General features: G+C 70.1%; 21 protein-coding genes and 2 pseudogenes. 7 read left to right on the top strand and 16 right to left on the bottom strand.

Going from position 1 to position 22,549, the window contains the following annotated elements; genetic code table 11:
- Positions 1-409 precede the first annotated feature (409 nt).
- On the bottom strand, positions 410-940 hold the full coding sequence (locus ACZ434_RS19525; protein ID WP_468457369.1) for a YbjN domain-containing protein: 531 nt from the start codon (positions 938-940) through the stop codon (positions 410-412).
- Between the two features lie 182 nt (positions 941-1,122).
- Positions 1,123-3,720: an ATP-dependent chaperone ClpB gene (gene clpB, locus ACZ434_RS19520; RefSeq protein WP_468457367.1), complete on the bottom strand. Its 2,598-nt coding sequence runs from the start codon at positions 3,718-3,720 to the stop codon at positions 1,123-1,125.
- A 173-nt stretch (positions 3,721-3,893) separates the two neighbouring features.
- Between clpB and ACZ434_RS19515 the strand changes: the two genes are divergently transcribed.
- On the top strand, positions 3,894-4,310 hold the full coding sequence (locus tag ACZ434_RS19515; protein WP_468457365.1) for a pyridoxamine 5'-phosphate oxidase family protein: 417 nt from the start codon (positions 3,894-3,896) through the stop codon (positions 4,308-4,310).
- A gap of 168 nt (positions 4,311-4,478) precedes the next feature.
- Here ACZ434_RS19515 and ACZ434_RS19510 read toward each other — a convergent pair whose 3' ends face one another.
- Positions 4,479-4,775, bottom strand: coding sequence for a (2Fe-2S)-binding protein (locus ACZ434_RS19510; RefSeq protein WP_468457404.1), 297 nt, complete (start codon positions 4,773-4,775; stop codon positions 4,479-4,481).
- A gap of 40 nt (positions 4,776-4,815) precedes the next feature.
- Positions 4,816-4,962 carry a hypothetical protein gene (locus ACZ434_RS19505; protein ID WP_468457363.1) on the bottom strand — a complete coding sequence of 49 codons (147 nt, stop codon included), beginning with the start codon at positions 4,960-4,962 and terminating at the stop codon, positions 4,816-4,818.
- A 117-nt stretch (positions 4,963-5,079) separates the two neighbouring features.
- On the opposite strand from ACZ434_RS19505, the gene ACZ434_RS19500 reads away from it, so the two are divergent.
- Together ACZ434_RS19500 and ACZ434_RS19495 are read left to right on the top strand one after the other, a co-directional pair.
- Positions 5,080-6,081 carry a helix-turn-helix transcriptional regulator gene (locus ACZ434_RS19500; RefSeq protein ID WP_468457402.1) on the top strand — a complete coding sequence of 334 codons (1,002 nt, stop codon included), beginning with the start codon at positions 5,080-5,082 and terminating at the stop codon, positions 6,079-6,081.
- A gap of 19 nt (positions 6,082-6,100) precedes the next feature.
- Positions 6,101-7,090: a helix-turn-helix transcriptional regulator gene (locus tag ACZ434_RS19495; protein WP_468457361.1), complete on the top strand. Its 990-nt coding sequence runs from the start codon at positions 6,101-6,103 to the stop codon at positions 7,088-7,090.
- On the opposite strand, the gene ACZ434_RS19490 is transcribed toward ACZ434_RS19495, so the two are convergent.
- The 7 genes from ACZ434_RS19490 to ACZ434_RS19460 all read right to left on the bottom strand — a co-directional run bounded on the left by ACZ434_RS19490 (position 7,053) and on the right by ACZ434_RS19460 (position 14,981).
- The gene (locus ACZ434_RS19490) at positions 7,053-8,084 is read right to left on the bottom strand and encodes a helix-turn-helix transcriptional regulator (protein WP_468457359.1); all 1,032 of its coding nucleotides are present in this window, start codon (positions 8,082-8,084) and stop codon (positions 7,053-7,055) included. The genes ACZ434_RS19495 and ACZ434_RS19490 overlap by 38 nt on opposite strands.
- Positions 8,085-8,288: 204 nt before the next feature.
- Entirely contained in the window at positions 8,289-9,395 is a 1,107-nt protein-coding gene (locus ACZ434_RS19485) for a sugar ABC transporter substrate-binding protein (RefSeq protein WP_468457357.1), read from the bottom strand.
- Between the two features lie 274 nt (positions 9,396-9,669).
- Positions 9,670-10,119, bottom strand: a complete 450-nt coding sequence (locus tag ACZ434_RS19480; protein ID WP_468457355.1) for a heat shock protein transcriptional repressor HspR — start codon at positions 10,117-10,119, stop codon at positions 9,670-9,672.
- A gap of 6 nt (positions 10,120-10,125) precedes the next feature.
- Positions 10,126-11,307, bottom strand: a complete 1,182-nt coding sequence (dnaJ, locus tag ACZ434_RS19475) for a molecular chaperone DnaJ (protein ID WP_468457353.1) — start codon at positions 11,305-11,307, stop codon at positions 10,126-10,128.
- A 36-nt stretch (positions 11,308-11,343) separates the two neighbouring features.
- Positions 11,344-12,009, bottom strand: a complete 666-nt coding sequence (gene grpE, locus ACZ434_RS19470; RefSeq protein ID WP_468457351.1) for a nucleotide exchange factor GrpE — start codon at positions 12,007-12,009, stop codon at positions 11,344-11,346.
- Complete coding sequence (dnaK, locus tag ACZ434_RS19465) at positions 12,006-13,850, bottom strand: molecular chaperone DnaK (RefSeq protein WP_468457349.1); 1,845 nt, start codon at positions 13,848-13,850, stop codon at positions 12,006-12,008. Before dnaK ends, grpE begins: the two co-directional genes overlap by 4 nt.
- Positions 13,851-13,943: 93 nt before the next feature.
- On the bottom strand, positions 13,944-14,981 hold the full coding sequence (locus ACZ434_RS19460; protein ID WP_468457347.1) for an MraY family glycosyltransferase: 1,038 nt from the start codon (positions 14,979-14,981) through the stop codon (positions 13,944-13,946).
- A gap of 299 nt (positions 14,982-15,280) precedes the next feature.
- On the opposite strand from ACZ434_RS19460, the gene ACZ434_RS19455 reads away from it, so the two are divergent.
- Positions 15,281-17,611 (top strand): heterodisulfide reductase-related iron-sulfur binding cluster, encoded by a 2,331-nt coding sequence (locus ACZ434_RS19455; RefSeq protein WP_468457345.1) that lies wholly within the window; start codon positions 15,281-15,283, stop codon positions 17,609-17,611.
- A gap of 118 nt (positions 17,612-17,729) precedes the next feature.
- On the opposite strand, the pseudogene ACZ434_RS19450 reads toward ACZ434_RS19455, so the two are convergent.
- The 5 genes and pseudogenes from ACZ434_RS19450 to ACZ434_RS19430 form a co-directional block, all read right to left on the bottom strand.
- Positions 17,730-18,638: pseudogene (locus ACZ434_RS19450) on the bottom strand (FAD-dependent oxidoreductase).
- Positions 18,639-18,674: 36 nt separating this feature from the next.
- On the bottom strand, positions 18,675-19,079 hold the full coding sequence (locus ACZ434_RS19445) for an NUDIX hydrolase (RefSeq protein WP_468457343.1): 405 nt from the start codon (positions 19,077-19,079) through the stop codon (positions 18,675-18,677).
- Positions 19,080-19,128: 49 nt separating this feature from the next.
- Positions 19,129-20,067: an FAD-dependent oxidoreductase gene (locus tag ACZ434_RS19440; RefSeq protein WP_468457341.1), complete on the bottom strand. Its 939-nt coding sequence runs from the start codon at positions 20,065-20,067 to the stop codon at positions 19,129-19,131.
- Between the two features lie 4 nt (positions 20,068-20,071).
- The gene (locus ACZ434_RS19435) at positions 20,072-20,497 is read right to left on the bottom strand and encodes an isochorismatase family protein (protein WP_468457338.1); all 426 of its coding nucleotides are present in this window, start codon (positions 20,495-20,497) and stop codon (positions 20,072-20,074) included.
- 271 nt (positions 20,498-20,768) lie between these two features.
- Positions 20,769-21,059 (bottom strand): hypothetical protein, encoded by a 291-nt coding sequence (locus tag ACZ434_RS19430; protein ID WP_468457336.1) that lies wholly within the window; start codon positions 21,057-21,059, stop codon positions 20,769-20,771.
- Between the two features lie 183 nt (positions 21,060-21,242).
- On the opposite strand from ACZ434_RS19430, the pseudogene ACZ434_RS19425 reads away from it, so the two are divergent.
- The 3 genes and pseudogenes from ACZ434_RS19425 to ACZ434_RS19415 all read left to right on the top strand — a co-directional run.
- Positions 21,243-21,326, top strand: a pseudogene (locus ACZ434_RS19425) (histidine phosphatase family protein); the annotation flags it as partial.
- A gap of 69 nt (positions 21,327-21,395) precedes the next feature.
- Positions 21,396-21,593, top strand: a complete 198-nt coding sequence (locus ACZ434_RS19420) for a Scr1 family TA system antitoxin-like transcriptional regulator (protein ID WP_468457334.1) — start codon at positions 21,396-21,398, stop codon at positions 21,591-21,593.
- Between the two features lie 65 nt (positions 21,594-21,658).
- On the top strand, positions 21,659-22,543 hold the full coding sequence (locus ACZ434_RS19415) for a DNA-processing protein DprA (protein WP_468457332.1): 885 nt from the start codon (positions 21,659-21,661) through the stop codon (positions 22,541-22,543).
- Positions 22,544-22,549 lie beyond the last annotated feature (6 nt).

Genomic DNA, 22,549 nt, shown 5'->3' with positions numbered 1-22,549 from the left:
CGGACCCCCAGCGTCCCTCTCGCCGCATGACCGCCCCAAACAGCCCCAAACCCGGCGCCACATCCTTGACGAACGACATAGAGACACCCCCCCCGCAAGCCGGTCACTCGCACGAGTGACGCGGGCCTTCCGGCGGGGAGGGTGGGCGGGCGGGTAGTTCTTTCCCCCGGTTCTTTGGGGAGGTCAGCGCCCCACCGAACCCTCGCGGGCAGGGAACCGGTGGGCCGGGAGGACCCGCTACGGCCGAAGGGTCCGGCGTCGTCCGTGGCGCACGTCCACACCGTCAGCAACGGCACACCGAAAAGCCCGGCTCCGGCGGTCGACCTCGAGGGTCGCCGACCGGGCCGGGCTCTTCCGCGAACCGGCGGGTGCCTGTGCGCGCCCGTCCGAACGCCGTGCTCGGGACGGACTACTCGTCGTCCCCGGGCTTGTCCGTCTCGTTGATGTCCTGTTCCAGGCCGAGCTGCTCGACGAGCCACTTGTCGAACTCGATCGCGGCCCGCACCCAGCTGACCGTCGACGAGACGAAGTGCTCCAGGCTGACGCCCATGCCGATCAGCATCTGGGCCTCACCGATGAGACGGACCGTGCCGTCGTCGTGGGTGTGGGTGTACACCTTGGGCCACAGGGTGCGCCGGTTCCAGTCGTCGATGGACTCGAGCAGCTGGGGCTTCTCCTCGATCTCGTGCGGCCGGTCGTAGAACGTCCGGACGGAGAAGATCTGCTGGTCGCCCTCCCCACGGAACATGAAGTAGGTGCGGAACTGCTCCCACGGCGCCGCGAGGTCACCCTCGTCGTCGACGACGTACTTGAGCTCCATCTGGTCGAGGAGCTGCTTCACGAGGTCCTGATCCGGGACGACGGGGCCCGCCGGTCCTTGGGGCTGCGGCTCGGGCTGCTGGCCCCCGAAATTCGGAATCGAGGACGGGTCGATGGTCACCGTGAATTTCCCTTCGTACGGATCCCGCCATCCTCCCCCATGCGGGGAGGGGGGTGGCAAGCCCCGACGGGCCTGTCAGCCGTCGGCTGACTCGATCCGGTCAATGCCGGAGTACCCGGTGCCGGGGCGGGCCCAACGTCCTCGGGGGACGTCGGGCCCGGGCAGCGGAATCCGTTCGTCGCTCAGAGTGACTTCTCCGTCGCCGGTCCCACCAGCAGCCCCTCCTCGAAGCGGTCCACGCGGACCGTGTCGCCGTCCTTGATCTCGCCGGAGAGGATCTCCTTGGCGAGGCGGTCGCCGATGGCGGTCTGGATGAGGCGGCGCAGGGGGCGGGCGCCGTAGGCGGGGTCCATGCCCTCCTCGGCGAGCCAGGCCAGCGCCTCGGGGGTGATGTCGAGGGTGAGGCGGCGTTCGGCGAGGCGGCGGGAGAGGGACCGGAGCTGGAGCTGCGCGATGCGTTCCAGTTCGGGCTTGGTGAGGGCGGAGAAGACCACCAGGTCGTCGAGGCGGTTGAGGAACTCGGGCTTGAAGGAGGAGCGGACCACTTCCAGGACCTGTTCCTTCTTCTCCGCCTCGGTGGTCATCGGGTCGACCAGGTACTGGCTGCCGAGGTTGGAGGTGAGGACGAGGATGGTGTTGCGGAAGTCGACCGTGCGGCCCTGGCCGTCGGTGAGGCGGCCGTCGTCGAGGACCTGGAGCAGGATGTCGAAGACCTCGGGGTGGGCCTTCTCGACCTCGTCGAGCAGGACGACGCTGTAGGGGCGGCGGCGGACCGCCTCGGTGAGCTGGCCGCCCTCCTCGTAGCCGACGTAGCCGGGGGGCGCGCCGACGAGGCGGGCGACGGAGTGCTTCTCGCTGTACTCCGACATGTCGATGCGGACCATCGCCCGCTCGTCGTCGAAGAGGAAGTCGGCGAGGGCCTTCGCCAGCTCCGTCTTGCCGACGCCCGTCGGGCCGAGGAAGAGGAAGGAGCCGGTGGGGCGGTCGGGGTCGGCGATCCCGGCGCGGCTGCGGCGTACGGCGTCGGAGACGGCGCGTACGGCCTCGGTCTGGCCGATGAGGCGCTTGCCGAGTTCGTCCTCCATGCGGAGCAGTTTCTGGGTCTCGCCCTCCAGGAGGCGGCCGGCCGGGATGCCGGTCCAGGAGGCGACGACGTCGGCGATGTCGTCGGCGCCGACCTCCTCCTTGACCATGGTGTCCCGGGCCGCCTCCTCCTCGGCCTCGGAGGCGGCCTCCAGGTCGCGTTCGAGCGTGGGGATCTCGCCGTAGAGGAGTTTGGAGGCGGTGTCGAAGTCGCCGTCGCGCTGGGCGCGTTCGGCCTGGCCGCGCAGTTCGTCGAGCTTCTCCTTGAGTTCGCCGACGCGGTTGAGGGACTGCTTCTCCTTCTCCCAGCGGGCGGTGAGTCCGCGCAGCTCCTCCTCCTTGTCGGCGAGGTCGCGGCGCAGGCGCTCCAGGCGTTCGAGGGAGGCGGCGTCGGTCTCCTTGCCGATCGCGAGTTCCTCCATGCGCAACCGGTCGACGGCGCGCTGGAGTTCGTCGATCTCGACGGGAGAGGAGTCGATCTCCATGCGCAGGCGGGAGGCGGCCTCGTCGACGAGGTCGATGGCCTTGTCGGGGAGGAAGCGGGAGGTGATGTAGCGGTCGGAGAGGGTGGCGGCGGCGACGAGGGCGCTGTCGGCGATCTGCACCTTGTGGTGGGCCTCGTAGCGGCCCTTGAGTCCGCGCAGGATGGCGATGGAGTCCTCGACGGAGGGTTCGGCGACCAGGACCTGCTGGAAGCGGCGCTCCAGGGCGGGGTCCTTCTCGATGCGTTCGCGGTACTCGTCGAGGGTGGTGGCGCCGACCATGCGGAGTTCGCCGCGGGCGAGCATGGGCTTGAGCATGTTGCCGGCGTCCATGGCGGAGTCGCCGCCGGCGCCCGCGCCGACGACGGTGTGCAGTTCGTCGATGAAGGTGACGACCTGCCCGTCGGAGTCCTTGATCTCGGCCAGGACGGTCTTCAGCCGTTCCTCGAACTCGCCGCGGTACTTGGCGCCGGCGACCATGGCGCCGAGGTCGAGGGCGACGAGCCGCTTGTCCTTCAGCGACTCCGGGACGTCGCCCTTGACGATGCGCTGGGCGAGGCCCTCGACGACGGCGGTCTTGCCGACACCGGGTTCGCCGATGAGGACGGGGTTGTTCTTGGTGCGGCGGGACAGCACCTGCACGACCCGGCGGATCTCCTGGTCCCGTCCGATGACGGGGTCCAGCCTGCCTTCGCGGGCGGCGGCGGTGAGGTCGGTGCCGAACTTCTCCAGGGCCTTGTACTGGCCCTCGGGGTCGGCGGTGGTCACCCGGCGGGTCCCCCTGGTCTTCTGGAAGGCGTCCTGCAGCTTCTTCGCGGTCGCGCCCTGCCCGGAGAGCACCTCGCCGGCGGCTCCGCCCTTGGCGGCGATGCCGATGAGGAGGTGTTCGGTGGAGAGGTACTCGTCGCCGAGGTCGCGGGCGCGGGCCTGGGCGTCGGCGATCACGGCGAGCAGGTCCCGGTTGGGCTGCGGCGGCGCGACGGTGGAGCCCGTGACGCTCGGCAGACCGGCGAGGACCCGCTCGGTCCCGGAGCGTACGGCGGCCTGGTCGGCGTCGACGGCGGCGAGCAGGTCCGTGATGTTCTCGTTCTCCTGCCCGGTGAGCAGGGCGAGCAGCAGGTGGGCGGGGGTGAGGTCGGGGTGTCCCTCGGTCACGGCCCGGTTTCCGGCGGTCTGCAGTGCTTCCCGGCTCCGGTTGGTCAGCTCGGCGTCCACGTGTCCGTTCTCCTCCTTGGTGACCCGTCGGTGACAGTGACCCTCAGCGGCCTTCGGCAGGCCTTCAGCCGGCCTGGTGCGGCCTCACGGCTGACTCGGTCAACGTACACAAACTTGAGTCTATTCCACTCAAGGCCGTGCCCGGGAGCGCGACGGGGGCTAAGTTCCAGGGCATGACCCTCACGTACTCGGTGGATCCGGGTGATCCGGACACGTCGTATCTCAGCTTCTGGCGCGAGCGGCACCTGTGCACGCTGACCACCCTCCGTCCGGACGGCACCCCGCATCTGGTACCCGTCGGAGTGACATACGACCCCGAAGCCCGGCTCGCTCGGGTCATCACGAACAGGACGAGCGCCAAGGTGCGCCATGTGCTGGCGGCGGGCGAGGAGGGCGCGCCCGTGGCGGTCTGCCAGGTGGACGGCGGGCGGTGGGCGACGCTGGAGGGGCTCGCGGTGGTCCGTACGGAGCCGGAGCGCGTCGAGGAGGCGGTGCTGCGGTACGCGGAGCGCTACGGGCGGATGCCGTCTCCGAACCCGTTGCGGGTGGCCATCGAGATCACGCTCACCCGGGCGATGGGACGCGCGTGAGGCGGGCGGCGCCGGCCGTCGCCGCGCGGGGCGGATTCCGGCCATCGGGCGGCCGTCCGATACCCGGACATGTTCCGTAAAACTGCAGCGGCGTCACCGTGTTCAGGTCACGGTGACGCCGCTGCGGGGGGAAGCACCTGCGCGATCTTTTACGACGGGGGAATCGCGTCAGGCACTGCGGGGGGTGGCCGAGATGGTCCGGGGGACAGGGGAGTCGGACTCCACCTGCCGGTGGTCCCGCTGGTCCAGGTTCACAAAGATCATTCCGTACCGGATGGCACACCGCACGGGCTGCGGCGCTCCCCGGGGCCGCCGCAGGCACCGGTACGCCCGTACGTCCCCGTCCTCGTCCCGCGTGACCACGACCGGCTCTCCGAACACCGTCACCATCAACGAGTCACCGCTGTGGGGGAGCGCGGTGACCAGATCGATGAAGTGCCAGCCGGAGCGGTAGGCGGTCGCCATCTCGCGGCGGAAGGAGCGGTCGTCCGGTGGGGTGGTCACGTCAACGCCCCGAGTCGGCGACGATCGACGGCCAGTGGCTGTCGGCCAGCGTCTCACTCTTCGCGTCGGCGTAACCGCTCAGCGCTCCGAAGGCAGCGGCGACGGAGAGGGCGGCTGCGAGCACCGAGCGAAGCAGTCTCTTGCGCATAGTCGGCTTCGTCCTCACGTGTAAGTCTCCTCATTCCCCCGTCCAGTAAGACGATGGCTCATTCGAACACGTCGTGGCCACACAAACGGTGCATCATGTTCCTGCACGTTCAGGACCCTGGGGGGTGGAGATTTGGTGACACATCGGGCTCATACGACACATTCCCATGCGGTGACCGAACTGTGTGAGGCGGGCGGCCGACTTTATGCGAACGCCCTGCGTGTGGGGAGGGTCTCGCGTGAGGAAGCGGCGGAGGCTCCGTGTCTGATGGAACTCGCCCTGCTGCACCCCGATCCCGACGACAAGAACTGGCTGCGCCCGGTGCCTCCGACGATCGCCCTGGCCCAGCGGCTGCACCCCATCGAGCGGGACATCGCGGAACGACGGCGGCTGTCGGTCCGGCTGGCGGACGTCTTCGAACCGTTCATGGCCCTGGGTGCCCAGACCGTGACCACGGAGAACTCCATCACCGTGCTGGAGGGCGGCGAGCGCATCAACGCCGCCCTCAACCTCGCCGCGACCCAGTGCCAGACGGAGATGCTGACCATCCAGCCGAGCGACGACCGCTTCTCCGAGCGGAGCATCGTCCAGGGCCTGGAGCGGGACAAGCCCCTCATCGAGCGGGGTGTCCGGATCAGGACGCTCTATCAGCACACCGCCCGGTACAGTCCGGAGAAGCGGGCCTACGTGGAGCAGCTCTCCGCGGGCAGGGTGGAGTACCGGACCATCGACGAGGTGGTGGAACGCCTCATCGTCTGCGACGAAACGGTCGCCTTCATCCCCACCCGGGACGACCAGCAGGTCGCCCTCGAACTCCGTCAGCCCGGCCTCGTCCGCTATCTGATCAAGGTGTTCGAGTTCATGTGGAGCCGCTCGGTACCGCTGACCGCCGGCGCACCCTACGACACCGCCCCCGGAGGCATCACCGACATCCAGCACTCCATCGCCAAACTCCTCGTCGAGGGCCATGTGGACGAGGCCATCGCCCGGCGTCTGGGCATGAACGTACGCACCTGCCGCGCCCACATAGCCAAGCTCGCCGCCACCCTCGGCAGCGGCAGCCGCGCCCAACTGGGCTATCTGATCGCGCAGTCGGGAATCCTTCAGCGGGACCAATGAACCGGGGAGCTGACCAGGCATGACCGGGAACGCGCACGACACCGGACGGGAGACCCTGGGCGAGGAGGCCCTGGGCGAGGAGGCGCTGGGCCTGTACGCCCACACCCTGCACCAGGGCCACGTACCCGCCACCGCGGCCGCCGAGGCCCCCCAACTCCTCCGTCTGGGTCTGCTCCGTCCCTCCTTCGACGACCCCGGCCGGCTGGAGCCCGTCGCACCGCACGTCGCCCTGCACCGGCTGCTGCGGGCCTCCGCGGACCGTGTCGCCGGGGAACGCCGGCGCGAGGAGCGGCTCGTCGAGGCGCTGGAGCCGCTGCTGCGGGCCGGCGGGCCCTCGGTGCCGACGGCACCCCTCATCACCGCGCACAACGGCAAGGAACACATCGGGCAGGTCATCGACGAGGCGATGACCGACGCCACCGAACTGCTCTCCATCCAGCCGTACAGCAGTTACATCAACCCCGACCCGGCCCTGCACGAGCCCGCGCTCCGGCGGGACCAGGCCCTGCTCGACCGCGGTGGCCGCATCCGCGCCCTCTACCAGCACACCCTGCGCCACGCGCCCCCGCTCGCCGCCCGCTACGAACACCTCACGGGCGACGTCGAGGCACGGACGCTGGACGAGATCACCGAACGCCTCGTCATCGTCGACCGCTCCGTCGTCTTCCTCCCCGCCAACGCCGACCGCAGCTCCGCCCTCGAAGTCCGCCAGCCGGCGCTCGTGGGGTTCCTGGCGACCATCTTCGACCGGCTGTGGCGCCTCGCCACCCCGATGTACCCGCGAGCCGTCCACCGGCGCAGCCTGAACGGCGTCACCCCCCGCCAGCGGGCCATCGCCGCCCTGCTCGTCGAAGGCCACACCGACGCCGTCGTCTCCGACCGCCTCGGCATGAACGTCCGCACCGTCCGCGAGCACATCGCCAAGCTCGCCGCGACGCTGGGCAGTCAGAGCCGGGCGCAGCTCGGCTTCCTCATCGGGCGGTCCGGGATCCTCGACCACCGCGAATGACCCCGGCCCCCGCCGCCCCGTCCAGTCCCGCCTGCGCGATCCGCACCCCCAGCTGCGTACGGCTCGCCGCCCCCAGCGTCTCCGACAGGCGGGCGATGTGCGCCCGGCAGGTCCGTACGCTGATGCCCAGGCGTTCCGCGATCACCGCGTCCTGGTGGCCCTCCGCCAGCAGCGCCGCGATGGACTGTTCCCGGTGCGAGATGCCCTCGATGCCGGTGTCGGGCAGCGGGGCGGTCAGCGGGATGGCGAGCCGCCACAGCCGTTCGAAGACCGTGCCCAGGTACTCCACCAGCGCCGGGTGACGCAGCTCCAGGGCCATGGTGCGTTCGGGGTTGGCGGGGATGAAGGCGACCGTCCGGTCGAAGAGGATCAGCCGCTCGATCACCTCGTCCAGCGTGCGCGCCTGCACCGCGTCGCCCATCAGCTCCAGGTAGGACAGCAGCCCGTGCCCGTGCCGGGCCACATGCGTGTACAGGTCCCGCATGCGCACGCCCCGGCCGCGCAGCGCCGTCGCCCGGTGCAGGCCCTCCGACAGCTCCGCCTCGCGCCGGATGCCGCCCGGCTGGACGGTGAGCACCTCCGTCGTGCACGCCTGGGTCGCCTCGTCCATGGCCGCCTGGATGCGCGCGAGCCCGTCCAGCACCCGGATCGCCGGGCCCTCCGCCGCGGACGGCGAGGCGGGCAGCCGGCGGCCCAGACCGGCGTACCACTCGAAGGCCTCGACGGCCGAGCCGACCCGGCGCTGGCTCGCGCTCACCTCGTCGTACATCCCGCGCAGCAGCCGCGTCATGACCTCCTGCGGGGCGGTCGGCACCAGCCAGTCCATGTCGTCCGGGTCCGGGTGCAGCAGCGCCAGTTCCAGCAGGCAGGGCACCGGGTCCGCGTCCCGGCGCGGCAGCCGCCCGCGCCGTACGGCCCGGGAGTACACGCGGTCCCCGGCCTCGCACAGCCGGTCGGCGCCGTGTGGGTGCCCGTCCGTCCCGCGCCCGGCCATCGCCCGTCCCACCCCCGGTTCCGCCCCTCGGTTCGTGTCGGTCCGCCTCGGAGCGCTCGCGCTTCCGCAGGCGCAACTATGCGCGGACCGTCCCGGCTCCCGCAACGTGAGCGGCCCGCTCCCCCGAGCGCCTCGCCGCGAGAACGGCGAAGGCCACCCGCCGGTCCGGGACCGGCGGGTGGCCGAAAGACGACGGCGGAAGGGCTAGTTCAGCTTGAGCGCCGCGCAGGCTTCCTTGTAGTCCGCCGTGCAGATGTCGGAGACCTCGTAGATCTCGTCGGCGATGACGGTGTCCGCGATGGTGTCCTTCGTCAGGGCGACCACGGGCACGAGCTGCGCCGGGATGTCCTTGTCGGTGGGGCTGTCCACACGGTCGCGGGTCAGCGAGTCGAACTGGATGTCCCGGCCCTGGACCTTCGCCACGGCCATCTCCGCGGCGTTCTCCGCCTCCTGCGGGTAGGACTTGTAGACGCTCATGTACTGGTCGCCTGCGAGGACCCGCTGCACCGCCTCGAGGTCGGCGTCCTGCCCGGTGATCGGGGGCATGTCGGTCACGCCGGCGGCGCTCAGCGCCTTGACGATGCCGCCCGCCATGCCGTCGTTGGCGGAGTAGACCGCCGCGATGTCGTCCACGCCGATCGCGTTGATCGCCTCGGTCATGTTGGCCTGGGCGTTCTCCGCCTTCCAGTCCTTGGTGTCGAAGGACTTGGCGATGGTCACCTTGTCCTTGAGCTCGGAGAGCGCGGACGCCTTGAGCTGCTTGGCGTTGGGGTCGGTCGACGAGCCGTTCATCATCACGATCTTGTCGGTGACGCTGACCTCCTCGCCGAGCGACTCCAGCAGGGAACGCGCCTGCACCTCGCCGACCAGCCCGTTGTCGAAGGAGATGTACGCGTCGATCGGGCCCTCGGCCAGCCGGTCGTAGGCGATGACCGGGATGCCCGCGTCCTTGGCCTTGCGCACGCTGTCCGCGATGGACTTGGAGTCGACCGCGTCCAGCACGATGACGTCGACCTCGTCGTCGATCATCTGCTGCATCTGGCTCGCCTGCCGGTCCGGCTTCGACTCGGCGTTGGCGTACTGGACCTTGCCCTTCCTGTTGGTGAGGGACTCCACCTTCGACTTGAAGATCGGGTAGTCGAACTGCTCGTACCGGGCGTTCGCCTTCTCCGGCAGCAGCAGGCCGACGGTGATGTCGTCTCCCTTGGCCGGGCTCGCGTCGTCGCTGGTGCCTGTCGCGTCGAGCATGCCGCAGCCGGCGAGCATGACGGACATCGAGGTGACGGCCACGGATATGGCGATACGACGCATGCGGGGGCTCACTTCAGGTGCGTTGTGGACGTGGGCACAGCTTTGCGGCCCATGTGACTGAAAAGCCAACGCTTCAGCCCCCACCGGAGTCAAGGTCCACCACTTAACAAGATGAACACAACACGATGCGCTGAACTCGTGGAAGACCTGCGGGCGACCGGCAGGGATCATCTGGACACGCAGCCATACCATAATCACAAACGTGTTCGCGCATAAGGCAAGGGGCCCGGAGGTTCACGAACCGCCGGACCCCTTGGCCCACTTGACCTGCGAGTCAGTCGGACTGCTGCCGCTTCGGCCGCCACACCACCAGCGCGCTGGTCTGCTGCACCTCCTGGTACGGCACCAGATCACGGCGGTACGACGCGTGCACCGCGGCCTCGCGCTGCCGCATCGCCGCCGCCGCTCCGTCGAGCGCGCCCTCCAGTTCGGCCACCCGGGCCTGGAGGGCCGCGACCTGGTTCTCCAGTTCGATGATGCGCTTGATTCCGGCCAGGTTGATGCCCTCGGTCTGGGACAACTGCTGCACCTGACGGAGCAGTTCGATGTCCCGCGCCGAGTAGCGCCGACCCCGGCCCGCCGTACGGTCCGGTGACACGAGCCCCAGCCGGTCGTACTGACGCAGCGTCTGCGGGTGCAGACCGGAGAGCTGGGCCGCCACCGAGATGACGTAGACCGGGGTGTCCTGGGTCAGTTCATACGGATTGCGTCGACGGCCGTCCATCTGAGATCAAGCTCCCTTCGCGGCCTGGAACAGCTCCGCCCGCGGATCCTCGTCCGCGGTCGCCTCGCGATACGCCTCCAGCGCGTCACGAGCCTTCCCCGTCAGGTCCTTGGGAACACTCACTTCCACGGTGACCAGCAGATCCCCGCGGGTGCCGTCCTTGCGGACCGCGCCCTTGCCCCGCGCCCGCATGGTGCGGCCGTTGGGCGTGCCCGGCGGCAGCTTCAGCGTGACCGGCGGGCCGCCGAGCGTCGGCACCCGCACCTCCCCGCCGAGCGCCGCCTCCGGATACGTCACCGGCACGGTGACGGTGAGGTTGTCGTCCTTGCGGCCGAACACCGGGTGCGCGCCGACGTGCACGACGACATACAGATCGCCGGCCGGTCCGCCGCGCTCGCCCGGAGCCCCCTTGCCGCGCAGCCTGATCCGCTGGCCGTCGCTGACGCCCGCGGGGATGCGCACCTGCATCGTCCGCGAGGACTTGGCGCGCCCGCTGCCCTTGCAGACCTCGCAGGCGTCCTCCGCGATCAGCCCGCGGCCCTTGCAGTCCGGGCACGGGTCGGTCAGCGAGAAGCCGCCGCCGGAGCCGCGCGCCACCTGCCCGGTGCCGACGCAGGTCGGGCACACGCGCGGTGTGCCGTTCTTGTCGCCGGTGCCCGAGCAGGCCTTGCACGCCGCCTGCGACGACATCCGCAGCGGGACCGTCGCGCCCTCGATCGCCTCGGTGAAGCTGAGCGTCACCTCGGACTCGATGTCCTGGCCGCGGCGCGGCTGGGTACGCGTGGTCCCCGTACCGCCCCGGTTGAACAGGCCCCCGAAGACGTCACCCAGGCCGCCGCCGAAGCTGCCGCCCGTCTGGCCGCCGGCACCCTGACCCCCGAAGAGGTCACCCAGGTCGAAGTTGAAGGAGCCGCCGCCGCCCGCGCCCGGCCCCGGACGGAATCCTCCGTTGCCGAAGAGCGCGCGCGCCTCGTCGTACTCCTTGCGCTTCTTGGGGTCGCCGAGGACGTCGTTCGCCTCGGAGATCTCCTTGAACCGCTCCTCCGCCTTGGCGTTGCCCTTGTTGGCGTCCGGGTGGAACTCGCGGGCGAGCTTCCGGTACGCCTTCTTGATCTCGGCCTCGGTGGCGTCCTTGGGGACGCCGAGGACCTTGTAGAAGTCCTTCTCGATGAAGTCCTTGGTGCTCATCCCCGACGTCCCTCCTTCCCTGCGTCAGCTTCCGCGTCAGCCCTCCTCGGGGCCACCGCTCTCCTTGTTCTCCGCGTCGGCCTGCGCCTCGGCGGGCTCCTCGGCCGGCTTGACGGTCTGCGCGCCCGGCTGGGGCTCGGCGACGGCCACCCGCGCGGGGCGGATGGTGCGCTCGCCGATGCGATACCCCGGCTGGAGAATCGCCACGCACGTCGTCTCCGTGACGTCCGGCGCGTAGCTGTGCATCAGCGCCTCGTGGATCGTCGGGTCGAAGGGCTCGCCCTCCTTGCCGAACTGCTGGAGGCCCAGCTTGGCCACCGTGCTCTCCAGCGACTCGGCGACCGACTTGAAGCCGCCGACCAGCTCGCCGTGCTCGCGGGCGCGGCCGACGTCGTCGAGCACCGGAAGCAGCTCGGCCAGCACGTTGGCCACGGCCACCTCCTTGACCGCGACGCGGTCCCGCTCGACGCGGCGGCGGTAGTTCTGGAACTCGGCCTGGAGGCGCTGGAGGTCCGCCGTGCGCTCGTTCAGCGCCGTGCGTGCCTGGTCCAGCTGGGCCACCAGGGCCGCTTCCTGGCCCGTGTCCCCGGCCGGGGCCGCCTCCTCCTCCGCGGAGGGGGCGGCGGCCTTCGGCTCGGCTTCGTCGGAGGGGACGTCGGGCTGCTGCGACTGCTCGTCGAAGCCCGGGGTCTCCTCGGTCACGCCGCACCGTCCTTGCGGTCCTCGTCGACGATCTCCGCATCGACGACATCGTCGTCCGCCTTCGCCTCGCCGGCACCGGCGGACGCGCCACCGGCGGCCTGGGCGCCCTGGGCGTCGGCGTACATCGCCTGGCCCAGCTTCTGGGAGACGGCGGCGACCTTCTCCGTGGCGGTGCGGATCTCGGCGCTGTCCTCGCCCTTGAGCTTCTCCTTCAGCTCGGCGACGGCCGCCTCGACCTCGGTCTTGACCTCACCGGGGACCTTGTCGCCGTTGTCCGCGAGGAACTTCTCCGTCTGGTAGACGAGCTGCTCGCCCTGGTTGCGGGACTCGGCGGCCTCGCGGCGGGCGTGGTCCTCCTCCGCGTACTTCTCGGCCTCCTGGCGCATCCGGTCGACCTCGTCCTTCGGCAGCGAGGAGCCGCCGGTGACGGTCATCTTCTGCTCCTTGCCGGTGCCGAGGTCCTTCGCCGTGACGTGCATGATGCCGTTGGCGTCGATGTCGAAGGACACCTCGATCTGCGGGACGCCGCGCGGCGCCGGCGGCAGACCGGTCAGCTCGAACATCCCGAGCTTCTTGTTGTACGCGGCGATCTCGCGCTCGCCCTGGTAGACCTGGATCTGCACGGACGGCTGGTTGTCCTCGGCCGTGGTGAAGATCTCCGAGCGCTTGGTCGGGATCGTGGTGTTGCGCTCGATCAGCTTGGTCATGATGCCGCCCTTGGTCTCGATACCGAGGGACAGCGGGGTGACGTCGAGCAGCAGGACGTCCTTGACCTCGCCCTTGAGCACACCGGCCTGGAGGGCGGCGCCGATGGAGACGACCTCGTCCGGGTTCACACCCTTGTTGGCCTCCTTGCCGCCGGTCAGCTCCTTGACGAGCTCGGCGACGGCGGGCATGCGGGTGGAGCCGCCGACCAGGACGACGTGGTCGATCTCGGACAGCGCGATGCCGGCGTCCTTGACGACGTTGTGGAACGGCGTCTTGCAGCGCTCCAGCAGGTCCGCGGTCAGCTGCTGGAACTGGGCGCGGGTCAGCTTCTCGTCGAGGTGCAGGGGGCCCTCGGCGGAGGCGGTGATGTAGGGGAGGTTGATCGTGGTCTCGGTGGACGAGGACAGCTCGATCTTCGCCTTCTCGGCGGCCTCGCGCAGACGCTGCAGCGCCATCTTGTCCTTGGCCAGGTCCACGCCGTGGCCCGACTGGAACTGCTTGACCAGGTAGTCGACGACGCGCTGGTCCCAGTCGTCGCCACCGAGGTTGTTGTCACCGTTGGTGGCCTTCACCTCGACGACACCGTCGCCGATCTCGAGCAGCGAGACGTCGAACGTACCGCCACCGAGGTCGAAGACCAGGATGACCTGCTCGTCCTTGTCCAGGCCGTAGGCCAGGGCGGCGGCCGTGGGCTCGTTGACGATGCGCAGCACGTTCAGACCGGCGATCTCGCCGGCCTCCTTGGTCGCCTGGCGCTCGGCGTCGTTGAAGTACGCCGGGACGGTGATGACCGCGTCCGTGACCTTCTCGCCCAGGTACGCCTCGGCGTCGCGCTTCAGCTTCTGCAGCACGAAGGCGCTCATCTGCTGCGGGTTGAAGGGCTTCCCGTCGAGCTCGATCTTCCAGTCGGTGCCCATGTGGCGCTTGACCGACCGGATGGTCCTGTCGACGTTGGTCACGGCCTGGCGCTTGGCCACCTCGCCGACCAGCACCTCGCCGTTCTTGGCGAAGGCGACGACGGACGGCGTGGTCCTGGCGCCCTCGGCGTTGGTGATGACGGTGGGCTCGCCGCCCTCCAGAACGCTGACGACGGAGTTAGTCGTGCCCAGGTCGATGCCGACCGCACGTGCCATTTCGATTCCTCCAGCTGACTTGAGTGGAACGGACTCAAGCATGCATGACGACCGGCGCAGGGTCAACAGAGCTGAGTCGGCCGGACTCAAGTCTTATCCGTTCCTTACACGCAACTGCCCCGTGACCTGCGACGACGCACTGGAGGACCGTTGACGTGGACGGAAAACGGGGGTGACGGGAAGGCGTACGAGCACGAGGACGACCACCACGGCGACCCCTGCCACCCACAGCACCGCACCGCCGGACATCCGCCCGGTGTGCACACCCACCCCCACGAGTACCCCGCCCAGCGCGGCCACACCGGGCAGGACGGCCACCGCGCGCGGGGCGATGCCGAGCCGGCGCAGCCGGTGCCCGAGATGGTCCGGCCGCCCGCGGGTCAGGGGCCACCGCGCCAGCCGCCGCGCGAGCACCACCAGCACGGCGTCCGCGCACACCACCGCCGTCAGCGCGAACAGCACCCCGGCACCGGTCCCGATCCCCTGCCCGGCCCGCGCGAACACGGCCGCCGAGGCGATGACGAACCCCGTGAACAGCGAGCCGCCCGCTCCGAGCGCCGCCCGCGCGGGATGCCAGTTGTGCAGCAGGAACCCGGCGAGGGCGGCGGCCAGCACGCTCAGCAGCACCGCGATCCCGTCCATCAGCTCGGCCGCCGCACAGGCCGCCACGCCGAACGCCGTCACCGTCCCCACCGTGCCGGCCAGCCCGTCGGCATGGTCCAGGCCGCGGAAGGCGGCGGCGACGGCCACGATCCACCCCGCGGCGAGCACCCCGCCGGGCACCCCGGTCCACTCGTACGGCACGACGAGCGCCGCCGCCACGGCCGTACCGGCGACGGGAACCGGCCACCGCAGCCGCCACACGTCGACGGCGATGCCGAGCAGCCCGACGCACGCCCCGGCGACGAGGAGCCGCCCGACCCCGGTACCGAGCGGCGCGAGACCGGCCGCGTCCCCGGCGGCCGCGACCAGCCCGGTGACCAGCACGACGGCCGCTCCCCCGGACAGCGGCAGCGGGCGCCGCCGTCTGCGGTCCAGGACTCCCAGGCGCAGGGCGGGGGCCCGCAGCAGGGCCGTGAGGAGCACGGACAGCAGCAGGGCGGTGGCGGCGGCGGCGATCCCGTAGAGCACGGATATAAGTTAGGGGCGTATCGACCGATTTAGCGCGAATAACACGATCGGATCCCGGACGCCATCCGGGACACCCGCCGGAGCACACGCCGGAGCACCCGCCCGGAACCCCCTGGAGTCACCCGCGTAGGCAACCCTCAGCGATTCAGATCACCCCGCGCCCGGCTACAGTGCGGCCGGAGATCGGGGTAGTCTCGAACGGACTGCATAAGTTACCGCTTAGTAATTTCGGGGAAGCCGTACCGGAGCCCCCGAGGACCCACCCTCTCCACACCCCCTCGCAGGCCCGAGGAGCCCCCATGCAACTCGCCGCGATCATCGTGTCGCTGGTACTGACCGTGGTCGGCGTTGCGCTGCTCGCACGCGCGATCGGCCAGTTCGTCCGGTACTTCAAGCTGGGCCAGCCGGTCCCGGCCGGTACCCGGACCGACAATCCCTACCAGCGCAGTGTGACCCTGGTGAAGGAGTTCCTCGGCCACACCCGCATGAACCGGTGGGGCATCGTCGGCATCGCCCACTGGTTCGTCGCCGTCGGCTTCCTGACGCTGCCGCCGACCCTCGCCCAGGCCTTCGGCCAGCTCTTCCAGGCCGACTGGGTGCTGCCGGTCCTCGGCGGTTTCCTGCCGTTCGAGATGTACATCGAGTTCATCGGCGTCATGACCGTGATCGGCATCGCCGTCCTCATCGTCATCCGGCTGCTGAGCCTGCCGACCCGCCCGGGCCGCAAGTCCCGCTTCACCGGCTCCAAGTCCGGCCAGGCGTACTTCGTCGAGGCGGTCATCCTCACCATCGGTCTCGCCATCTACGTGCTGCGCGGCCTCGAGGGCGCCCTGCACCACGTGGACGGCTACGAGCCCGCGTACTTCGCCTCGTACCCGCTGGTCCTCGCCTTCGACGGCCTGTCGGTCGAGACGCTGCAGAACCTGGTCTACCTGACCGCCATGATCAAGATCGGGACCTCGTTCGTCTGGATGATCGTCGTCTCGCTCACCCTCAACATGGGTGTGGCCTGGCACCGCTTCCTCGCCTTCCCCAACATCTGGTTCAAGCGCGAGGCCGACGGCGGGACGGCGCTCGGCGCCCTCCAGCCCATGACCTCCGGCGGCAAGCCGATCGACTTCACCGACCCCGGTGACGACGACGTCTTCGGCGTCTCCCAGGTCGAGCAGTTCTCCTGGAAGGGCCTGCTGGACTTCTCCACGTGCACCGAGTGCGGCCGCTGCCAGTCGCAGTGCCCCGCCTGGAACACGGGCAAGCCCCTCTCCCCCAAGCTCCTGATCATGTCCCTGCGCGACCACGCGCACGCCAAGGCCCCCTACCTGCTGGCCGGCGGCGGCAAGACCATGGAGGGCGAGGAGAAGGCGTCCGAGGAGCAGCTGGCGGGCGTGCCCGCGGCGGCCCTCGCCGAGGCCGAGCGCCCGCTGATCGGCACCGCCGGGGACGTGTCCGACGGTGGCTTCGCCACGGGTGGCGTCATCGACCCGGACGTGCTGTGGTCCTGCACCACGTGCGGCGCCTGCGTCGAGCAGTGCCCCGTCGACATCGAGCACGTCGACCACATCGTCGACATGCGCCGCTACCAGGTCATGATCGAGAGCGCCTTCCCCTCCGAGGCGGGCACGATGCTCAAGAACCTGGAGAAGAAGGGCAACCCCTGGGGCCTGGCGAAGAAGCAGCGCCTGGAGTGGCTCAAGGAGGTCGACTTCGAGGTCCCGGTCGTCGGCAAGGACATCGAGGACCTCTCCGAGGTCGAGTACCTGTACTGGGTCGGCTGCGCCGGGGCCCTGGAGGACCGCGCCAAGAAGACCACCAAGGCCTTCGCGGAACTCCTCCACATCGCGGGCGTCAAGTTCGCGATCATGGGCGGCGACGAGAAGTGCACCGGTGACTCCGCCCGCCGCCTCGGCAACGAGCCCCTGTTCCAGGAGCTCGGCATGGAGAACGTCATGTCCCTCAACGCCGCCTTCGGCGAGGAGATGGACGACGACGGCAAGGTGACCGAGGAGTCGCGCAAGCCCAGGTCGGCGAAGAAGATCGTCGCCACCTGCCCGCACTGCCTCAACACCCTCGGCAACGAGTACCCGCAGCTCGGCGGCGACTACGAGGTCATCCACCACACCCAGCTGCTCCAGCACCTGGTGGACGAGGGCAAGCTCATCCCGGTCACTCCGGTCGAGGGCATCATCACCTACCACGACCCGTGCTACCTGGGCCGCCACAACAAGATCTACACGCCCCCGCGCGAGATCATCGGCAAGGTCCCGGGCCTGCGCAACGAGGAGATGCACCGCCACAAGGAGCGCGGCTTCTGCTGCGGCGCCGGCGGCGCCCGGATGTGGATGGAGGAGCGGATCGGCAAGCGCATCAACGACGAGCGCGTCGACGAGGCCCTCGCCCTGAACCCGGACATCATCTCCACCGCCTGCCCGTTCTGCCTGGTCATGCTGACCGACTCGGTCAACGGCAAGAAGGCTGCGGCTGAAAGCGGCTCCGCCGCGGGCGTCAAGCCCAAGGAGTCCATCCAGGTCGTCGACGTCGCCCAGCTGCTGCTGGAGTCCGTCAAGACCCCGGTCGACCCGGCCGGCGAGGAGGAGAACGAACCCGCTCCGGAACCGGAGCCGGTGAAGTAACCCTCCGGGGGCGCCGGCCCACACCGGTCCCGCCCCCTCACCCGCATCCCGCAGCGCCCCGTCCCGGCTCCGGCCGGCGACGGGGCGCCGCCGTAGGGGTACCGGCTTCGCGCCCTCGTCAGGGACGCACAGTCTCTCCCTCGCCGACCAGCAGTGACCTGGCCTCCTCAGCGCACCCCCAGGACAGGGTGACGCCCGCGCCCCCGTGCCCGTAGTTGTGCACGGCCAAGGTGCCGTCCTCCCGCTGTTCCGCCTCGACTCGGACCGTGGCACGCGTCGGCCGGGCACCGATCCGGTACTCCAGGACGCGGGCCCGGGTGAGGCGAGGTTCAACCTCGGCGCACCGAGCGAGGATGCCGGCCGCCGCCTTGTCGTCGGGGGCCAGGCCACCTTCGCCGTCGATGGCCGTGCCGCCCAGGACGACGGTGTCGCCGTGAGGGTAGAAACACAGCAGGTCCGGCGAGAGGCCGGTGTCCTCGGAGAAGAACTCGGTCAGCCCCGGGTTGGTGACGACGACGTGCTGGCCGCGGATGGGTCGAAGATCAGGGTCCGGGAGTAGGTCCTTGGCACCGAGGCCCGTGCAGTTGACGATGACGGTGGCCGGACCGGCATCCGAGAGCGCGGCCAGACGTCGCCGCTCGACCGTTCCCCCAGCGGCATCGAGCCGACGCAGGAGGTGGGCGAGATAGGTCGGCATGTCGATCAGCGGCACCATGAACCGGTAGCTGGGCAGGGTGGTGGCCCAGTCCGGCGGCGCCTCGGCCGTACGAGACGCCTCAATGCCACCGGTGAGCCGGACACCCGTGGCCGGGTCTTCGGCCAGCTCGCGGAAGACCTCCAGGGACCGCTGCCCCCACTGGTCGACCTTCTCCTTCGGCTCGGCCGGATACGGCCCCCACATCGCCCCGGCCGCCAGCTAGGTGACGCCCGGCACCTGCTCGGTGATGACATGCACCGAGGCTCCGCCCTCCGCGAGAACGACGGCGGTGGTGAGCCCTGCCACCCCCGCCCCGACAACGAACAACACGCTCCTGGCGTCTCAAGGGCGTTGATCCGACATCGCTCACGAGAGCAGAACCGTGTCGAGGTAGTCCTGCACCGGCTCGAACAATCCGTACGGCACGTACTGCGGGATCTCGTCGTGCGTGGCCCAGACCGAGCCGACCACCTCATCAGGACTCACGATGACCGTCTCGTCGCCCACGGGTCGGCATGCGATGTAGTAAATCTCGCAGCCCGTCATCGGGTGAACCCGTTGTCCGAGCATGCTCCGGGCGGTCACCAAGAGCCCGGTCTCCTCCTGAGTCTCACGCGCTGCGGCTTCTTCGAGAGATTCGCCAGATTCGATCTTCCCTGCCGGGAACTGCCACAAGAGTGAGCCTTCCGGCACGCGTCGTCGCACGAGCAGGACGCGCCCACCTCGAACGACAACCGCGGCGGCGACTGCAGGCTCTGCCTCGCTGGTCACGGAGATCCCCCTCCTGAGTGCCGTCGTCACCGCATCAAGCAGCTGCGTCTCAGCCCTTGGTGAGCACGTCCCTGGCCGCGTAGTAGGCGTGAAGCGCTGCCTCGCTACCGGAGCCCAGGGCGGTCATGATCCGTTGGAAGCGGGCGGAGCGGAGGTCGCCGGCCACGATGACGCGGGGGTGCTGATCGGTGGGCGGGCAGTATCCGTCCGCACCACGGGTCAGGTCGCCCGATGGGGCGGTCGGCGCGTTCCCGATGCTGAGGTAGGCGGCGTCCGCTGTGATCGTCTGCCGTTCGCCGTGCCTGCCCACCGCTTCCGCTGACACCGCGGTGCGTTCCGCGGACCCCAGCGTCAGGTGCTCGACGGGGAGGAGGGTGACTCGGGGGTCCTCGCGGATCTCCTCGACCTTGTACGCGTCGGCCGCCGGGTACGTCACCAGCAGGCGGGTGTCGGTGGTCGGGTAGGCGCGCAGGAAGGTGCCGATCGGGCGGTCGCCGCCGAGGACGAGGAGCGTGCGGCCCTCGGCGTCGTCCGCTTCGGCCTGCCAGAGCGGGGGCAGCGTCAGGCCGTCGGGGGCGGTGATCCAGCCAACGTCGCGGGGTTGGAGGGGGCCGACGCCAGTGGCGACGATTGCGTACGGGGCGGTGAGACGGGCGCCGGTGTCGACTGTGACGGTCACGTGGACATCGTCGGCACGGAGCTCGGTGACGTACCGGCCGAGTTCGAGGCGGCACAGCTCCGTGCTCTTCAGTTCCGTGGTGATGGAGTCGGCGAGCTCGGGGCCGCTGGTGTAGCCGCCGAGGACGTTGTTCAGGGCCGGGATGCGATAGAGGTTGCGGCACAGCGTGTCCGGCTCGATCAGGATCGAGCGCATACCGACGCTGGCGGCCGTCCGGGCGGCGGCGCATCCCGCTGGGCCACCGCCGATGATGATCAGGTCCGTGTCGTGGGTGGCGGGCGAACCGGTACGGAACGGTGTGTCAGCCATGGAGTTATTCCAGCACCGGGGCCCCGGCGTACGCAGCGAGTTGCGCCATCGCGTATCCGCTGGTGACGAGTTGGCCGGTTCCGATCAGGCGGCGGGCGACGAGGAGGCCGGCGTCGTGGACGTCGGGGCCCGCGTCGCTGGCGCAGGCGTCCGTGACGATCCACGGTGCGTAGCCGTGCTCGAAAGCGTCCGCGGCCGACTTCAGGACACAGCTCTCCGTGGCGATCCCGCAGAAGACCAGGTCGGTCCAACCGGACTTGGCCTTTCCTCCGGTCGCCCTGTTGTGCAGGTGCACGGCCCTGGACCTGGCGACGCACTCGTTCCACAGCCGGCGGCACCGGCCCCACTCCGCCGCCAGCAGGGCGCGAGCCGTGGACGACACCCGCAACCGGTACGTGTACCGGACATGCCCGACCTTCTCCTCCGCCATCCCACCCTCCCCCTCACGGCCTGTGGCCAGAACACCGTGCCGTCCCGAACCCTGCGAAGGACCATACGTACGACAGCCGCACACACGCCCGCCGATCCCGCAACCATCACCCCGGCCAGCAACCACAGGCACACGCGTTCGGTTCATCTTGGGTCGGGCCGGTAGCCATACGGGCGCTCCGCGCCCGCCTCCGGGCTTCGGCGACGCTCCGCGTCGCCATACTCGGATGCGATTCCTCCCCGGCGTGAACGCCGGAGCCTCCTCGCAAGAATCAGGTGAAGCACCACAGGGCCTGGACGGTCAATTCGCAGGTGACCAGTTCGTCGATGGTGAGGCTGCGCTCACGGGAGTGGGACGCATAGGCGACGCCGGACCAGCCGGCGTATCCGGTGGACACTCCCCGTACGCCGAAGGACACGATGTCCGGGTGGTCGAAGCCGGTGGCGAGGAGCGACTCCTCGACCGAACCGTCCAGGGGCTCGGGTCCGTCCGGGGCACCGCGGTCGACCAGGACCGAGGGCGTGGACAGCAGGCGCAGGGCGGTGTCGTGGGCGTCTCCCAATGGCCGACCGATCCGGCGCATATCGTCCGCAAGCTGCACTGGGACCGCGCGGCGCCCGGCGGCCGACTCGATACGTACTACGCCGGGGCGGACTTCCCGATCGCCGACGGCCTCATCGACATCCCGGTCTCCCGCCTCGACACGTACGCCCTGAGCATCAATGGCCGCCGGCACCACCTGGACCGGGCCGCCACCCTCGTCTCGCACCTCACGGGCCTGCCGATTGTGGCCACCTCCGGCCTCCTCGCCGAATGGCGCGCCCCGAGCACCCGCTGAGGCCGTGGGCGGTCATCGACGAGGTGGTACTGCACCGTCGCTCCCCCCGCCCCCCAGATCATGCGCGACCAGCTCCATCCCCTCATCGACGTTTCCGAGGCCGTCGGCATCACCGTCCAGATCATGCCGCTGGACGCCACCCCGCATCCAGGCGTGGCCGAGGGCTTCGAACTGGTCTCCTTCCCTGTCCCCATGCCAGCCGTAGTGCAGTTCGAAAACATCAGGGCACCAGCTACGTCGAAGGAGCCGACGACGTGAAGCGCGTAGTCCTCGTCCCTCCCCTTCGGCTGCCCGGGGTGAAGTCGGCTTCCTATACTTCTGGCATGGACCAGGACCTGGAGCGGGCCGCGCTTGTCGCCCTGATGCGGCGTGGGGATCGCTCCTGGCCGGATCTCACCGATCAGATCGAGTCGGTCGGCAGTGCCCGGGAGGTCCTGGACAGCGCGCTCGACGCCTCGGGGCAGGGAGCACTGTTCGACACCGGCCCCGAGGTGGACCTGGAGGCCGTCGCCGGCGAGATCGCCGCGTGGGAGCGCGAGGGGATGCGCCTGGTGACGATCCTGGACGAGGAATACCCGTTCTACCTGCGGTTGGTCCACCAGCGCCCGCCGTTCCTGTTCCTGCGCGGCACGCCGGTCGAGGATGATCCAAGGGTCGCTGTCGTCGGCACCCGCACTCCGACGCCGGAAGGTGTCGCTCACGCCCGCGCCGTCGCAGGCGGGCTCGCGGAACGCGGCGTCACGGTGGTCTCCGGGCTGGCCGCCGGGGTCGACACGGCCGCGCACGGCGCCGCACTCGCTGTCGGAGGCCGTACGGTCGCGGTCGTCGGCACCGGTCTGCGCCGTGCCTACCCGGCACAGAACGCCCGGTTGCAGCGGGAGATCTCCGAGCGGGGGCTGGTGATCTCGCAGTTCTGGCCGGACGCGCCGCCGTCGAAGGTTTCCTTCCCCCTGCGCAACGCGGTGATGAGCGGCTACAGCCTGGCCACCGTCGTGATCGAGGCGGCCTATCGCAGCGGAGCCCGTATGCAGGCACGCCTCGCGCTGGAGCACGGCCGCCGGGTCTTCCTCATGCGGTCCCTGATGACCCACGAGTGGGCCCGCGAGTACGCGACCCGGCCCAACACCACCGTCATCGACGGGCCCGAGGACGTCTTCCGACAGCTCGACTCCCTCGTCCCCGCCACGGGCGAACTGACCTGGGCATAGTCGGGA

This window comes from Streptomyces sp. NPDC030893, from assembly GCF_055571535.1.
This window is presented reverse-complemented; position numbering and strand designations above follow the sequence as displayed.

Bases quoted from the DNA above. Each gene is read 5' to 3' on its own strand.
- ACZ434_RS19485 (WP_468457357.1), bottom strand. From the start codon at position 9,395: ATGCGTCGTATCGCCATATCCGTGGCCGTCACCTCGATGTCCGTCATG.
- ACZ434_RS19455 (WP_468457345.1), top strand. From the start codon at position 15,281: ATGCAACTCGCCGCGATCATCGTGTCGCTGGTACTGACCGTGGTCGGC.
- ACZ434_RS19415 (WP_468457332.1), top strand. From the start codon at position 21,659: ATGGACCAGGACCTGGAGCGGGCCGCGCTTGTCGCCCTGATGCGGCGT.
- ACZ434_RS19420 (WP_468457334.1), top strand. From the start codon at position 21,396: ATGCGCGACCAGCTCCATCCCCTCATCGACGTTTCCGAGGCCGTCGGC.
- ACZ434_RS19440 (WP_468457341.1), bottom strand. From the start codon at position 20,067: ATGGCTGACACACCGTTCCGTACCGGTTCGCCCGCCACCCACGACACG.
- ACZ434_RS19480 (WP_468457355.1), bottom strand. From the start codon at position 10,119: ATGGACGGCCGTCGACGCAATCCGTATGAACTGACCCAGGACACCCCG.
- ACZ434_RS19490 (WP_468457359.1), bottom strand. From the start codon at position 8,084: ATGGCCGGGCGCGGGACGGACGGGCACCCACACGGCGCCGACCGGCTG.
- dnaK (WP_468457349.1), bottom strand. From the start codon at position 13,850: ATGGCACGTGCGGTCGGCATCGACCTGGGCACGACTAACTCCGTCGTC.
- ACZ434_RS19515 (WP_468457365.1), top strand. From the start codon at position 3,894: ATGACCCTCACGTACTCGGTGGATCCGGGTGATCCGGACACGTCGTAT.
- ACZ434_RS19510 (WP_468457404.1), bottom strand. From the start codon at position 4,775: ATGGCGACCGCCTACCGCTCCGGCTGGCACTTCATCGATCTGGTCACC.
- ACZ434_RS19505 (WP_468457363.1), bottom strand. From the start codon at position 4,962: ATGCGCAAGAGACTGCTTCGCTCGGTGCTCGCAGCCGCCCTCTCCGTC.
- ACZ434_RS19435 (WP_468457338.1), bottom strand. From the start codon at position 20,497: ATGGCGGAGGAGAAGGTCGGGCATGTCCGGTACACGTACCGGTTGCGG.
- dnaJ (WP_468457353.1), bottom strand. From the start codon at position 11,307: ATGAGCACCAAGGACTTCATCGAGAAGGACTTCTACAAGGTCCTCGGC.
- ACZ434_RS19495 (WP_468457361.1), top strand. From the start codon at position 6,101: ATGACCGGGAACGCGCACGACACCGGACGGGAGACCCTGGGCGAGGAG.